This is a genomic window from Aestuariivivens sp. NBU2969 (assembly GCF_019931125.1).
GTDB lineage: Bacteria > Bacteroidota > Bacteroidia > Flavobacteriales > Flavobacteriaceae > Aestuariivivens > Aestuariivivens marinum.
This window is the reverse complement of record NZ_JAIOUU010000006.1, coordinates 107,780-122,613: the sequence shown is the minus strand read 5'-3', so window position 1 is coordinate 122,613 and position 14,834 is coordinate 107,780. Positions and strand designations below refer to the sequence as shown.

Genomic DNA, 14,834 nt, shown 5'->3' with positions numbered 1-14,834 from the left:
GTAGTTGAAATCATATAATTAAAAACTTTCATCTATTATTTATGCTTTTAAACGGAGTAAATATCGTAAATTTTTTTGGAACAATTATAAAATTAATTGAAAAAAGTGCTTTTTATCGATGTTTTTTTTACTTTAATCAAGTATTTTATAATTTAAAGTAGTTTTTTTATTACATTTTATGAAATATATAAAAAGTTTTGTGTTATAGAAAGTAAAAAATCTAAAAAAATACATAGAAATGAAAATGAATTCAAAAATTTAAAATTAATTTGTACCCGTATTTTAAATACTTTTAATCTTCAATTTTAACAACAGACATATTGGTATTATAAGGCGCACTACTTTTTGATTGCATAGCAGAATTTGCTGCTTCTATATAATCATATTTCTGATAATAGATATAATACTTACTCGAATTTACATCAAAAAAGAAATCGATGTTGGTCTGTCCTGCTGAGATGGCCTTTCTCAAGAACTCATCCCTTTTGTTAACATCGGTATGTACAGCAACAACAAGATAAAATCCGTTATCTGTATGATTCACTCCTTTTAGGATTTGAATATTACTTAATATTTCACCAGAATCGAAATCTTCAGGCCTTAAAGGTTCGTTACTAAGTGGTGTAATTTGCTTAAGCAGCTTTAATGTCTCTCTATCTTTTTGATATCTTGCTTGTTCATTATCATAGGCAGCACGCTTAATTCTACGCTTTCTTTCTACTTCAGTTGCTACACTAATGCTTTCTAGCTCAGATAAAAGATTGGCTTTTACTACTAAAGCTTGGTTTTGTTGTGATTTAAGTTCATTAATTTTTTGTAAATAGAACACATTGATTTTATCCGATCGATCCGTAACCGATTTTAATCGCTCATTATACAAACGCTCTAGTTCGGATAATTGACTGCTTTGAGACTTAATAATATTGTCAATATCCTCCTTTATGGCCTCTATCTCCCTATTCTCGGCAGATATGCTCTTAAAGGCCTTTGGAGCCGTATTATAAATACCTTGTTCACTTAAATCATTTTCTTCTTTAAGATCATCCAAGTCTTGCTGCTTACTAGCTACTTTAGCTTTTAATTGAGCCAATAAATCCTGTTGTTCTATTTTAGCTTTTTCTGTTAATACAGTTAAATCCGCCAACTCCAATGCGGGCCTGTCCTTGGCAACTGGTATAAGCACACCATCCAGCTCTTGCATTGCAATTTCCTCATCTTGCTCGGCTTTGGCTTTGGCTTCTGCTTCTTCCTTGAGTCTGTTTTCTTCTGCTAATTTGGCTTGTGCTTCAGCTTCCGCTTTAAGCCTAGCCTCTTCAGCTAGTTTTTCTTGGGCTTCTCGTTCGGCCTTCAATCTTGCTTCCTCGACCAGTTTGGCTTGTTGTGCCTCCTGCTCGGCCTTTAACTTGGCTTCTGCTTCAGCTTTTAATCGTGCGGCCTCAGCTATTTGCCGTTGTCTTTCAAGTTCAGCTTTCAACTTAGCTTCTTGTTCGGCTTTAATGCGTCTTTCCTCAGCCAATTTCGCCAATCTTTCCCTTTCTGCCTTTTGTCTGGCTTCTTCTGCCAATCTGGCCTGAGCTTCTTGTTCTTCTTTTAATTTTGCTTCTGCTTTAAGTTTAGCTTCCTGTTCTGCTTGAAGTCTAGCAACCTCTTCAGCTTTAATTTCTTCTGTAGGGGTTTCTGTTACCTGTTCTATTTCTTTATTATTGGTAGTTACTGCACTAGTATCTACCTTAACTGTATCTACCTTAACTGTATTTTCCTTAACTGTATTTTCCTTAACTGTTCTAGGTTGTCGTACTACGCGTGGCCTGTTGCTATTACTTGCCACTTTTCGTCTAGCAGCAATACTTTTTGTTCGTTTTGAAGGTGTGATCAATGCTTCTTCATCGTCATCATCAGCATAATTAAATCTATAGGCTTTCTTAAATTTATAAGCCAAAGTGATTTCATGTGAATTTCCAAAGCCGGACAAATCACCAATGGCCTGCTCATAGTTGTATTCCAATGCAATTTCCTTGGTAAGATTTAACCCTATCCCTCCAGACACCCCATAAAGTGAATTATAACCTGCCTGCATCCATATACCCTTGGGAACGGTTAACATGGCGATTCCAGAAAACACGGTATTGTCACTCATAAATTCCGATCTTATTAATGCAGAAAATTTGCTTTGATCTAAAAACCCACGCGTATTCATATAGCCAGTGTACATAACATGAGCTTGAACACTTTGCCCGGGATTGTCTTCTAGCATTTGTGATGTTGAAAAATTATAGGCGACCATATTATTTACAGAAAGTCCGAAATCAAAAAAGGTAGTCCCATAATTAATCCCTGGATTTATTGCAATTACAGAATTGTTTGGAATATTATTCAGTGAAGGGTCTGGAAAGTTTGTTACTACCTTACCCTCGTTAATACCACTTTGATAAAAACTTAAATTCACACCAAATGTGAGATTACTATTACTATTTAAAACGGCATTATAAGCAAAATTGAGTGTGCCTCCAAAAGTAGTCAATACACCATAATCCTGTTGAAAAAGTCCAATACCAGCCCCAATATTTTCCCTAAACCTGCCAGAATAACTAAACAAATAGGTTTGTGGAGCATCATCAAACTGTACCCATTGCCTTTTATTGGTAAAGCTTATGTATTTATTTTGTTCCCTAACAAAACTAAAAGCAGGGTTTATGGCATATCTATTAAATCGTAATCCATTTCTAACAGGTAAATCAAGGGCTACTACCCCATTTTCTTGAGCATGGAATAGTTGAAGGAAAGCCAATAGAATAATATGTAAAAATAGATATTTTCCCATGCTATTTTAATACCGTTATAGAACCTTTTTTGGTACTATTGTTAGCTGTTGTGATAATATAATAGTAAACAGGGTTTATATCATTGAAATCCAACTGGGTCTGGGGCCAGTTATTTTGATAATCATTTGTGTATAGCACCATTTTACCCTGTGAACTATAAATAGCCACTTTAGTATTTGTACCACTCACATACTGCTGAGGTATCACCCATGTATCATTTACTCCATCACCATTAGGACTAATTACATTCGGAATATTTCCAACCGCAGGAAAGGCATCAATAATTACAAAAATATGCTCTACCGAAGCCAAGCAACCACTTGTTTGGGTAACAACAACTTTATAATCACCTGTTTGAGTAATTTCATAACTAGTATTTACAGCACCAGTAATTGGCGAATCATTTCTATACCATTGAAAAGTAGGACTAACTGCGTCCGTAGTGACAGTAACAACTAAAGTTTCTCCTTCATCAATATAGTTGGTTTCCGGCACATCAATAGAACTGGTGAACCCTTCCGCATTTAAAGTAATTGATGCAGTATCTATACACTCTCCCAAATCAACTTCAACAGTATAAGTTCCAGATTCATTGGTTTGATACATTTGACCAGTGGCACCATCTATTTCAATATCATCCTTGAACCATTTATAACTTTGACCGGAAATTGCGCTTAATGCTGTTGGACCATCACCAGAACAATAAGGATTTCCTAAGCTTGAAGCAATTTCTGAGGATGAACCAGAACCAGACTCACTTACAGTTACCCTATTTGAATAAGAGTTTGATGTACAGGATCCATAATTAGTCTCTACAAAATAGGTTCCTGGTTCGTTTACTACTAAGCTCTCTCCAGAATCTACAAAAGCTGAGGTCGAAGGTCCTGTTTCCTTATACCAGTTATAGGTTAATGATGGATATTGTAAAGGCGAATTGTTTGATGGCCCACCTGGGTTATCTATAGTTAACAAATAACTCCCTCCAGGACAATAAGCCCCTGTAGCTACCAAATTATTAATGGTAAAAGGCTCATCCTGAGCTTTATAATATGCTGGAAAAGCATCGGATGGGGTACTTGAAGCAGCAGGGGATGTACTTTTTATCCTTAATTTATAAGCTTCACCAGAAACTGTTGTTGGTAATGAAAATGTTAATGTTGCTGGAGAAGTCGTAACACTTCCTGCTGTAGATGTATAAATAACTGTTGCAACTGAGAAATCCCCAGTATCATCAGATAGTTCTATAATGAATTGATTACTAGCAGTTAAATCCCCTTCAGGTGAAAAGGCAAACGTAACATTATAGGTATTAAAGGATTCGCTTGCACAGGCCTGACTAAAACCCAAGTTTGGTTTACTAATTACGATTTGGGCATTCAATAACGCTGTAAGACATACAGTAAAAATAACAGTTAATATAATGTTCGCGTAATGTCTCATTCTATATTTTTGATAAAGGGATTTAGTTAAGCAAGTAATTATTGCTTATAAGCATAGACAACAATTAACAACAAAATATTAATACATTTTTCTAATAAAGCTCAAAAAACATAAATGGTAAATCAGTTTTCAGTTAGTCGTCTAAATCTGGGTCGTTGTTCGTAGCTATTATTTTATTAATTTTTAATCTGAAATCGGGACGTCTTTCATTATTCAAGTCAATAAAAGTTTCGGCATTGTGGCCTTTTGAATACACATTAAAAAATGCACTATTACCATACCAATTTTCTAAATCGTCATTATTTATATTATTCTCAACAAAGATATTTCCATTACAATTATTAAAATACATTTCAGAAAATTGAATCTTTTCTAAATTTTCTTGATTAATGGTTATCTTTTTTTCAAAAATTACAGCTGGATTAAATCCTGAAACGACTGTTTTTTTCATATCCAATGATGAATTATGTCCTACATAAATACCTTCACGAATTAAACCCATCTCAATATCGGATGCCAGATCTTCACTATCATTCAGGAGCGTCAAATTTGTTGCTTGTACTGTTGTTCCTTTTTTAGATAAATCCACCTCACCTTGTTCTTGGTAGGAAATAACATGTAAGCACCTCGAACCCTCACTGTTAGATATATATGGTGAACGAACAGCTAATGAATTGATCAGTCCACATTGAGCCCCATAATTAAATTTAAAATCATCTCCATTCGATTTATAAGAAACCACTTGCTCTAAGTTAAATTTACCCCCTAATACTTTAAAGGCATCACCTGCAGCAAAACTTACCATAACATTACTAACTTTGGTTTTATTACCAACACCAGCGAGTAATAATCCATCAAAATAGCCTGCTGTTTTTGTTCTTTTACCCGCATATTCTATTCTTACATATCTAAGAATTCCTGAATTGCTCTCTACGTTGTCACCGCCATAATTTGTATTTCCGTAATTAGTGGCATCTAATTGTTCGTGAAAAGCTGCAACAGAACCATTTCCAAATTTGTTGGTTGGTGCATCTCCCAATATCATAATCCCTCCCCAGTCTCCAGCACGCTTAACGCTTTTACCAGATGTAAATACGATAGGATCTGTCTCTAGACCATCTGCAATAATTTTAGCGCCTTTAGATATTGTTAATGACCCTTTTGTTTTAGAATCGCCTATTATTACAGTACCAGGTTCTATAGTTAGTGTAGCATTATTTACAACAAACACACTACCTAAAAGCAAATAAACATATCGTTTAGATAATCTTGTGTCCTTATTAATACTTCCTGTTAAAATTTGAGTAGGTTCTCCGTAGTATTCTTGATTGGGTCTAAATTGTGTCCAATTATTTAACCAGTTATCTATACCCACTATTCCCTTTTCTTGTTGTGCATAGGCATTACTATATATTCCTAATACTAAGAGAAATATTAGAAGCATTCTAGTAGATTTCTTCATGGCAAAAAATTTAAAAGTGATTAATTATTAATTTATGTCCAAACATAATAAAAAATATCCATGTAATGCAAATTTTTACGACAAAATGCATAATTTGGATATATTTTATGAATTTTCATCGATAAAATACACTTTTAATACGATAAAATAATATAGCCAAAATATTTCTAAATTTTTTGTTAAAATCTAAAAAATCGACTGTCTACGATTATTAATACAAAAAAAGCTAATGATTACACATTAGCTTACAATTTAAAATAAAATATAATTTAATGGAACTCAGCATATTCATGTAAAGACTTTAAAGTTTCTTCATAAAAAAGAATGGCTGAAACTAAATCGTCTGTATCTGAATAAGGCAAAATACGCTTTTGAAAATCTGCATTGTCTTCCAAAAAGCTGTCTGTAGCTTCAAATTGTTTATCTAAAATCTTGCTGTTATCCTTATCGTTTGGGATACCCAATGTAGACATAGTTACACCAGGTTTAGTAGCAAAAGCAATATAAGGTAATAACTTAACTAAGCTTTCTATACGCTCAACATAAAGACCTAACAAGGTACCTTTTGGCATACGCTCCAATTCTGGTTTATTATGATATTTTTTAATAGCTACACCTTCCTGAATAATACTCTTTTCTTCTTTATTCTTTTGAGCAAAACCAATACCGGTTACCATAAAAAAACATAACGTAAAAAAAATAATTCTTGTTTGCATATCGTAAATTTTAATAACACTTTAATACAAACATAATACATTTTGTCGAATATTTAAGTATTTAATCTATTTTTTTATATTTCAAGACAGAATTTTCTTTCTTTTTTCTGAAATGCAATAATCTAATTAATTACAAATTAAGAAGTTATATTAGAACACTAAAAAATTAGAATAAATATAAATTACAAATACTTAATTAATAAATGTGATTTACTAGTTTCTTTTATTAATAAAATAGCCAATTACTTTATTTGGCCATCACGTTCTCTTGTAATTACAAATAGTTCTGGTATTTCATCTATATCCATAGTAGGCTTTCTATTACCAATACCATAATTAAGTCCAATTATTTCTGATTCTCTTTCTGAAAGTGTAATTAAAACAACCTCTAAAACGTAATGAAGTGAATCAATAAACAGTACTGCATCTGGTTTTAGAGACATAAATGTTTTTATAATATTGTACAAACTTAGGTTCTAATCTTCAGATAATGGTGCATCCATAGAAGTACTGTACCCAGAACCCATTATACAAAGCTCTATCTCTTCTCTTGAAACATCTATGATCTCTGAAATTTCTTCAATTTTAATTTCTCTATAATGATTTTGCTCAAAAATACAGTTGCCTTTTTTATTTTTACCAATACTTCAATTTTATTAAGAGTCAATCGAATAGTTCTTGAATTTTGGGATAACAACTGAATAATACTCTGTCTTATCCACCAAACAGCACAGGAAATAAATTTAAATCCTCGTGTTTCGTCAAATTTCTTAGCTACTTTTAACAATACTAGATTGCCTTTAGTGATTAAATCGGAAAGAGGCAAACCACTATTTCGATATTGCTTTACAACTGAAACAACAAATCGTAAATTGGCAATAATTAGCTCGTTAAGTGCTTATTCATTTACATTTCTTATCTGTTTTGCTAATTCAACTTCCCTTTCTGCTGAAACCAAATTTATTTTACCAATATCACTTAAATACTTGTGCCTAGAGAAGAATTGTCCCTAATTGTAATTTCCTCAACCATTTAAAGAGGCCACATTAAAGATTAGATTGTTGAACTATTTTAACATAAATAAGCTTCTGTCTGTTATTAGGGTTTTTTCGTGGTTCTATTTCAAAATCACTTATAGATTTAATAAATGGCGTTAGTTTTTGGTAACCATAGTTTCTAGGATCGAAATTTGGTTGTTTTTTTTGAATTAAGGCTCCAACTTCTCCTAAGAAAGCCCAACCTTCGTCATCTTCAAGGTCAGAAATAGTAGATTTAATTAAATTAACGACTGCTGGAGTAATTTTATCAATCTTTGATTTAGGCGTTTTCACCTCCAAAGGGGTCAACTTATCTTGTTCGGTCTCTTTTTTTAATATTTCTAAATAAATAAATTTATCACAGGAAACTATAAAAGGGTTTGGCGTTTTCTTTTCGCCTATACCATAAACTATCATTCCAGCCTCCCTTAGCCTTATGGCTAGTTTTGTAAAATCGCTATCACTGGAAACCAAACAAAACCCCTTAACCTTTTCAGAATATAAAATATCCATTGCATCAATTATCATGGCCGAATCGGTAGCATTTTTGCCTACTGTATACCCATATTGCTGTATAGGTGTTATGGCATTTTCAAGTAATACTTTTTTCCATTTAGCTAAACCAGGCTTTGTCCAATCCCCATAAATCCGCTTTACTGTCGGGTTTCCATATTTGGCTATTTCCTCCAATAATTCCTTAACATATCCAGAAGGTACATTATCACCATCTATTAAAACCGCTAAATGCAAATCATTCATAACAATTATATCTCTTTAGACCGTTCATAGTCTTCTTTGTATTTTGCCTTTGCAACCTCCTCTCGTCTTCTAGTCGATTTTTTTATAAAATATTGATTGTCCTTTATTGTCCTTAGTTGTTTAGTCTTTCTTACTTTTTGCTTAAAACGCTTTAAAGTACGTTCAATATTTTCTCCTGTAATTACTTTTATAACAAGCATGTATATAGTTTAAAAAAATGGCCTCTAACAATTCTTAGAGGCCATTTTGAAGTTTATCTTATTACTTCAACATTAACTGCATTTAACCCTTTCTTTCCTCGTTCGACATCAAACTTTACTTTGTCTTTTTCGTTGATATCGTTAATCAACCCGCTTTGATGTACAAAAATATCTTCTTGTCCGTCAGATAATTCAATAAACCCGAATCCTTTAAGCTTATTATAAAACTTTACTGTTCCTTCTTTCATAATTATAGTATTTAAAATGTTTAAAATTGTTTAACTGAAATGCGAAAAAACAACAACAAGTTAAAAACTAGAGAAACAAGCAGTATCCTATTACATTAAAGTGATGTTAGCCAGAAAATATAGGAAGGAGTTAAACTGAAAGGAAAAATCTTTACTAAATAATAATATTGACCAACTATGCAAAGAAACGTCTTTTAATTTGATTTATATAATTATAAGTCGACTATTTTTAATTAACAAGACCCTAATAATTAACACATTTTAAACAAATACATGTGCTTAACAAGCATAATTTACTTCCCGATGCAAAAGTTAGCAAAAATATTTCCCAATAACTCATCGTTGGTCACCTGTCCAGTAATTTCACCAAAATGATATAAGGCCTGTCGTATGTCAATAGCCAATAAATCCCCTGAAAGGTCAGTCTCCAAGCCTTCCTTTACCTTATTGATTTCTTCAAAGGCTTTTAATAGGGCATCGTAATGACGGGAATTCGTTACAATGGTATCATTATTACGCAAAGCACCTGTATTTACAAAACTTAACAAGGTATTTTTGAGTTCTTCGACACCTATTCCATTTTTAGCCGACAAAAATTGGCTGTGTGACCCTTTGACTGTGCTCAGGGTAAACTCTAAATCTTCTTTTTGAGCTTTTGCAAGTTTATCAATTTTGTTTGCTAAAACAATTACAGGTTTTTGAGGATATTTGTTTTTGATCTTTTGGATCTCAAGTTTTAGGTTTTGAAATTTCTCACTATCGTTCGAAATGACATCAGCTTCAAAAAGGTAGATCACCACTTGCGCCTGTTCTATTTTCTCAAAGGTCTTTTTTATACCCAAACCTTCAACCACATCTTGAGTATCACGAATCCCCGCAGTATCAATAAATCTAAAACCAATACCCCCTATAGTAAGCTCATCCTCAATGGTATCGCGAGTGGTTCCTGCGATATCCGAAACAATAGCCCGTTCTTCATTCAACAGGGCATTCAACAAGGTTGATTTTCCTACATTGGGTTCCCCTACTATGGTCACTGGAATGCCTTGCTTAATAACATTTCCCACAGCAAACGAATCAATGAGTCGCTTTAATACAAAAGTTATTCGATTGATTAAATCTTTGAATTGGGTACGATCTACAAATTCCACATCCTCTTCGGCAAAATCAAGCTCCAACTCTATTAGCGACGCAAAGTTTAATAGTTCTACACGCAGTTTAGCAATTTCAGAAGAAAACCCACCTCGCATTTGCTGCATGGCTAATTGATGAGCGGCTTCATTATCGCTTGAAATTAAGTCGGCCACAGCTTCAGCCTGACTTAAATCCATTTTTCCATTTAAAAAGGCACGTAATGTAAACTCACCAGCGGTGGCCATGCGACATCCCTTCCTAAGAAATAGCTGAATAATTTCCTGCTGAATATAATTTGAGCCATGGCATGAGATTTCCACGACATCTTCACCAGTATAGGAATTTGGGTTTTTAAATACAGATACCAAAACTTCATCTATCGTTTTTTCACCATCTACAATATGTCCCAAATGAATGGTATGTGTTGCCTGTTTACCCAACTGTTTTCTTGAAACAGATTTAAAATTAACCTCCACTAAACGAATAGCATCCTTTCCAGACAAACGAATTACTGCTATAGCCCCCATACCAGAAGGTGTTGCCAGTGCCACAATGGTATCTTGATGTATCATAGCACAAAAATAATTATATTTGAGCGAATTACAGCAAGCAATTAAACATCTTAAAACACAATGAATAGACTTAGTCCCCTACTACTTCTTTTATTAATCTATTCTTGCCAAAACCAAAAACCTGTTAAAGACAGCTATACCATTGAGGTCCATGCTCCTGGTGTTTATAATGGCATACGTGCCTATTTAAAGATTCAGGATGAACGCGGACGTTTAATTAATAAAGATACTGCCATAGTTATAGATGAAAAGTTCTCGTTTCAGGGTAAAAGAGATGAACCTAGCTTGGAACTACTAACAATTAATGGATATAAAGGTTTTTTGCCTGTTATTGTTGAAAATGGAGAGATTTATATATACATTGAAAAAGATAGCCTGTTGACCTCAAAAATAAGTGGTACGGCGAATAATGAAGCCTATCAACGTTATTTTAAGAATGAAAATAGTCTAAAAGATAAGCTAAAGACACTTACTTCCAATTACCAAAAGGCCACAGCTTCAAACAGTGGTGACCAAAAAGCCATTCTAAAAGAAATCACCCAAACTAGAGAAACACTAAACGAACTACCAATAACTTATATAAACCAAAATAAAGATGCTTTTCTAACTGTGTTGATACTTAATCAAGCCATAAAAAACAGACAGCTCAAGTTTGAGCAAATTGAAAGCATTTACAATAGTTTATCCCAAGAATTAAAGATTTCTAGCTATGGCAATAAGACCGGGGCGTATATTACAACCCAAAAACAAATTATGAAAGCCGAAAAGACTACTCAAATAGGTAATGTTGCTCCAAATTTTAGTGCCCCCAATCCTGAAGGTAAAACACTTGCTTTAAATAATATAAAAGGAGAAATAACAATCATTGACTTTTGGGCGTCCTGGTGTGGTCCATGTAGACGGGAAAACCCCAAAGTGGTTAAGCTTTATGAAGCCTATCATAAAAAAGGCCTTGAAATTATTGGTGTTTCACTAGATCGGGAAGGGCAAAAAGACAGGTGGCTTAAAGCCATAGAGGATGACCAACTGACTTGGCATCACGTATCTAACCTAAAATTTTGGCAAGACCCCATAGCAAAGCTTTATAATGTACGTTCCATACCAGCGACATTTATTTTAGATGCTGAGGGCAAAATTATTGCCAAAAATTTGAGAGGTCAAGCATTGGAGAAAAAAATAGCTGAATTACTCAACTAAATAAATACCATCTGATTTAATCTCAATTAGACGTTTTTTGTATAATGTGCCAACTGCTTTTTTAAAGTTCTTTTTACTCATTTGGAGCAGGTCTTTAATGGCTTCTGGATTAGATTTATCGTTAAGATCGATATAGCCATTATTATCTCTTAGTTCTTGCAAAATACGTTCTGCGTTTGGCTCAATACTTCTATACCCAACTTTATCTAAAACAATATCTAGTTTATTCCCAGACCTAATTTTTTTTACAAAGCCATTAAGCTTATCTCCAATGCTTAAATCCCTAAAAATATCATCATTATAAATCAGGCCAAGATGTCTTTTATTAACTATAACATTCATCCCTATATCAGATGGATGCGATACAATCAAATCAACTTCATCAAATTGACTTACAGTAAGCACTTTATTATCTAAAAATCTATTGGTTTTACTAGACGCCACTAACCTGTTGGTTTTCTCATCCATGTAGCAATAAACCAAATACCAACCACCAACTTTCATTTTAAAGACCTGCTCCTTAAACGGACAAAACAATTCCTTTACCAAACCCCAATCTAAAAAAGCACCAAATGAAGTAACTTCATTGCATCGAAGCAAAGCAAAATCGTTTCTCGTTACAAAAGGTTTGTCGGTAGTAGCAACTGGACGTTCCTCATTATCTAAATATACAAAAACATCAATCTTGTCCCAAATTTTAAAAGAATGCGGGACATACCTATTGGGCAGCAAAACCTCATTACCTTCTTCATCAGCAAGGTAAACACCTTGCTCTGCTTCCCTAAATATTTCTAATGTATTGTAATAGCCTAGTTTTATCATGTCGTAAAGGTAATGTATTTCACTTGAGATAAAATTAAAAAAATGTTGTATATAATGACCCGTAGATATTCTGGTAAAAGATAAATTACATTAAAGTTTTGACTATTCAGTATTATTTATGCCTATTAGATATTGCTCTAAACTAGTCTCAGAGTCATTTGGTACATTTATTTCTAGCGCATTGAGGTGCAAAACCTTTATGAATGAATTTTAAATATAAGTTTACACTAATAAGCAGCCTCTTTACCAAAGTGTTTGGTCAATAAGTAGTAAACCACTACTCTATACTTATTACGGTTAGACTGACCATACCGTTCCATAACCGATGTGATACCTTCATCTAATGCCGAGCTATCAATCAATCCTAACTTCTTGATTAAGAAGTTGTTTTTAACACGGTCTAATTCTGAAACATCAGAGCTAGAAACTGTCGAAGAATCTGGATTATAAATTGAAGGACCTAAACCAATGGTTATTTTGGTTAATAAATCCATATCGGCATCAATATTAAATTTTTCTTTTAAATCGGTAGCATATTTTGCAATAAGCTCTTCTCTTTGATTCATTATAGATAGGTTTTAATAAGTTAAATGAATTGTTATTTGCAACCAATATATCACTTAATATTATTTTATAAAATCGAAATACTCAAGTAAAACTTTATCGTTAATTAACCTTGGCGTAAAAACCTCCAATAATTTAGGCTTCTTACTTTTTGAATAAAAACCTGTAAGCGACTGTTTTAAATCCTCTTCATTAGATACACTATTATAGTCCAAACCATGCATCTCACACAAGTGCCTAGCATTTAAACTGTGGGTAGTCTCAAAGTAATCATCAAAATTTTCGGTATATTTATTACCGGGTAATATTCTAAAAATACCTCCACCTTGGTTATTGATAATTATTATTCTAAAGCTTTTAGGAATATAGTTATTCCATAGCGCGTTACTATCATAAAAAAAGCTTAAATCTCCCGTGACAAATACGGTTTGTTTAGCGCTTACTGCAGCACAACCAATAGCCGTAGATGTGCTACCATCAATACCACTAGTACCTCTATTACAGTATACCTCAATACTTTTATTTAAATTGAACAATTGTAAATATCGAATGGTAGAACTATTACCCGATTGTAAAATAATATTTCTTGGTAATGATTTAACCAAAATATCAAATACCATAAAATCACTAAATGGAATTTGCTTTAAATATTCTTTATGTTTTTTTAAGCGTCTTTGCCTTAAACCTATCCAATTGTTTCGATAGTTGCTTTTTACATAATGTGTTATTTTAGGTAAAAAGTTTTCAAAAAACTGATTAGGTGTGGCAACGATATGATTATTCAAACAAAAAAAGGTGTCGTTAGCCTGTTCTATATCAATATGCCAATGTTGTTTGGGTTGGTATTTTCGCAACAAAGCTTTTATCTTCTTGGAAACAATTAATCCACCAAAAGTCAATAAAATATCTGGACATAACTGCTGTTTTTCCTTATCATCCAAAGGTGCGATAATTTGGTCAATACTAGGAAAAAAACTAGAGCCATGTACATTGGAAGTAGTCTCGGTCATCACCACAACACTTTCATCTTCACTTAACTCATCCAACCAATTTTGATTAATGGAATCTGGTGAAATACTCCCCACCAAAATAAGTTTTCGTTTAGCATTATTCCAGTCTTCCAAACATTGTCTAATTATATAATCTTCAATGGGTTTTCGCTTATTCGATAATTCGATAAGCTCAGGAGTGACCGAAAGTTTATCAACTGTTTCATACAGAGGCTCATCAAAAGGCACATTGATGTGAATAGGCCCCTGTTTTTGAACTGCAGCGTTAATAGCAGTATTTATAGCTTCCTCATTAAAAGTCTGGATATCTTTTTGTAGCCCCAACAAACGTTCAAATTTATCTTCTAAATTTTTTATAATTGGCAACTCTTCGTTTGTAGGGATGTTAAATTCATCCTTTAAGTCGAGTTTCAAATTTGCTGAAAAGAGGATATGGTTTTCAAATATGTTCTTCTGATTTATAGTTTGTCCATCACCAATACCAATTAAATGTTTGGGCCTATCGGCCGAAATAACCACCAAAGGAATATTACTGTAATACGCTTCAGCTACAGCCGGATAATAATTTAACAACGCACTACCAGAGGTACAAACTACCGCAGTAGGCTTTTGCAACTGCTGTGCTATACCCAATGCAAAAAAAGCGGCACAACGTTCATCGACAATACTATAGCATTTAAAAAAAGAATCGTTTGTAAAACCTATGGTTAACGGGGCATTTCTACTTCCTGGTGATATTACAATATGTTTAACGCCTTTGTCTTTGCAAAGTTGAACCACTGTTTGGGCCAGCGGAATTTTAGGATATATCATTTATTTTTTAATCTAAGCTCAAAAATAAGAAATAGACA

General features: G+C 33.3%; 15 protein-coding genes. 1 reads left to right on the top strand and 14 read right to left on the bottom strand.

The genetic code is table 11. The annotated features are described in order from the left end of the window. Positions 1 to 292: 292 nt before the first annotated feature. From K7G79_RS06915 to mnmE, 11 genes are all read right to left on the bottom strand, one after another. Positions 293 to 2,821, bottom strand: a complete 2,529-nt coding sequence (locus tag K7G79_RS06915) for a PorP/SprF family type IX secretion system membrane protein (protein ID WP_223550450.1) — start codon at positions 2,819 to 2,821, stop codon at positions 293 to 295. A 1-nt stretch (position 2,822) separates the two neighbouring features. Continuing rightward, on the bottom strand, positions 2,823 to 4,262 hold the full coding sequence (locus K7G79_RS06910) for a gliding motility-associated C-terminal domain-containing protein (protein ID WP_223550448.1): 1,440 nt from the start codon (positions 4,260 to 4,262) through the stop codon (positions 2,823 to 2,825). A 133-nt stretch (positions 4,263 to 4,395) separates the two neighbouring features. Continuing rightward, positions 4,396 to 5,724 carry a hypothetical protein gene (locus tag K7G79_RS06905; protein ID WP_223550446.1) on the bottom strand — a complete coding sequence of 443 codons (1,329 nt, stop codon included), beginning with the start codon at positions 5,722 to 5,724 and terminating at the stop codon, positions 4,396 to 4,398. A gap of 269 nt (positions 5,725 to 5,993) precedes the next feature. Then, positions 5,994 to 6,440 carry a hypothetical protein gene (locus K7G79_RS06900; protein ID WP_223550445.1) on the bottom strand — a complete coding sequence of 149 codons (447 nt, stop codon included), beginning with the start codon at positions 6,438 to 6,440 and terminating at the stop codon, positions 5,994 to 5,996. 242 nt (positions 6,441 to 6,682) lie between these two features. Continuing rightward, positions 6,683 to 6,883 carry a hypothetical protein gene (locus tag K7G79_RS06895; RefSeq protein ID WP_223550443.1) on the bottom strand — a complete coding sequence of 67 codons (201 nt, stop codon included), beginning with the start codon at positions 6,881 to 6,883 and terminating at the stop codon, positions 6,683 to 6,685. 116 nt (positions 6,884 to 6,999) lie between these two features. Further along, positions 7,000 to 7,320, bottom strand: a complete 321-nt coding sequence (locus K7G79_RS14785) for a sigma-70 family RNA polymerase sigma factor (RefSeq protein WP_223550493.1) — start codon at positions 7,318 to 7,320, stop codon at positions 7,000 to 7,002. Positions 7,321 to 7,338: 18 nt separating this feature from the next. Beyond that, positions 7,339 to 7,398: a hypothetical protein gene (locus tag K7G79_RS14780; RefSeq protein WP_370634196.1), complete on the bottom strand. Its 60-nt coding sequence runs from the start codon at positions 7,396 to 7,398 to the stop codon at positions 7,339 to 7,341. An 88-nt stretch (positions 7,399 to 7,486) separates the two neighbouring features. After that, the gene (locus K7G79_RS06880; protein ID WP_223550442.1) at positions 7,487 to 8,236 is read right to left on the bottom strand and encodes an NYN domain-containing protein; all 750 of its coding nucleotides are present in this window, start codon (positions 8,234 to 8,236) and stop codon (positions 7,487 to 7,489) included. Between the two features lie 5 nt (positions 8,237 to 8,241). After that, positions 8,242 to 8,436 (bottom strand): 30S ribosomal protein S21, encoded by a 195-nt coding sequence (rpsU, locus tag K7G79_RS06875; RefSeq protein WP_223550440.1) that lies wholly within the window; start codon positions 8,434 to 8,436, stop codon positions 8,242 to 8,244. 53 nt (positions 8,437 to 8,489) lie between these two features. Next, on the bottom strand, positions 8,490 to 8,684 hold the full coding sequence (locus K7G79_RS06870; RefSeq protein ID WP_223550438.1) for a cold-shock protein: 195 nt from the start codon (positions 8,682 to 8,684) through the stop codon (positions 8,490 to 8,492). A 293-nt stretch (positions 8,685 to 8,977) separates the two neighbouring features. Further along, positions 8,978 to 10,390, bottom strand: a complete 1,413-nt coding sequence (gene mnmE / locus K7G79_RS06865) for a tRNA uridine-5-carboxymethylaminomethyl(34) synthesis GTPase MnmE (RefSeq protein WP_223550437.1) — start codon at positions 10,388 to 10,390, stop codon at positions 8,978 to 8,980. A 60-nt stretch (positions 10,391 to 10,450) separates the two neighbouring features. Between mnmE and K7G79_RS06860 the strand changes: the two genes are divergently transcribed. Beyond that, positions 10,451 to 11,587, top strand: a complete 1,137-nt coding sequence (locus K7G79_RS06860; protein ID WP_223550435.1) for a TlpA disulfide reductase family protein — start codon at positions 10,451 to 10,453, stop codon at positions 11,585 to 11,587. On the opposite strand, the gene K7G79_RS06855 is transcribed toward K7G79_RS06860, so the two are convergent. The 3 genes from K7G79_RS06855 to menD all read right to left on the bottom strand — a co-directional run bounded on the left by K7G79_RS06855 (position 11,576) and on the right by menD (position 14,796). Further along, positions 11,576 to 12,409, bottom strand: a complete 834-nt coding sequence (locus tag K7G79_RS06855; RefSeq protein WP_223550434.1) for a S1 RNA-binding domain-containing protein — start codon at positions 12,407 to 12,409, stop codon at positions 11,576 to 11,578. The two genes, K7G79_RS06860 and K7G79_RS06855, sit on opposite strands and share 12 nt — an antisense overlap. A 227-nt stretch (positions 12,410 to 12,636) precedes the next feature. Next, positions 12,637 to 12,975 (bottom strand): DUF2853 family protein, encoded by a 339-nt coding sequence (locus K7G79_RS06850; protein WP_223550432.1) that lies wholly within the window; start codon positions 12,973 to 12,975, stop codon positions 12,637 to 12,639. Positions 12,976 to 13,035: 60 nt separating this feature from the next. Beyond that, on the bottom strand, positions 13,036 to 14,796 hold the full coding sequence (gene menD, locus K7G79_RS06845) for a 2-succinyl-5-enolpyruvyl-6-hydroxy-3-cyclohexene-1-carboxylate synthase (protein WP_223550431.1): 1,761 nt from the start codon (positions 14,794 to 14,796) through the stop codon (positions 13,036 to 13,038). Positions 14,797 to 14,834 lie beyond the last annotated feature (38 nt).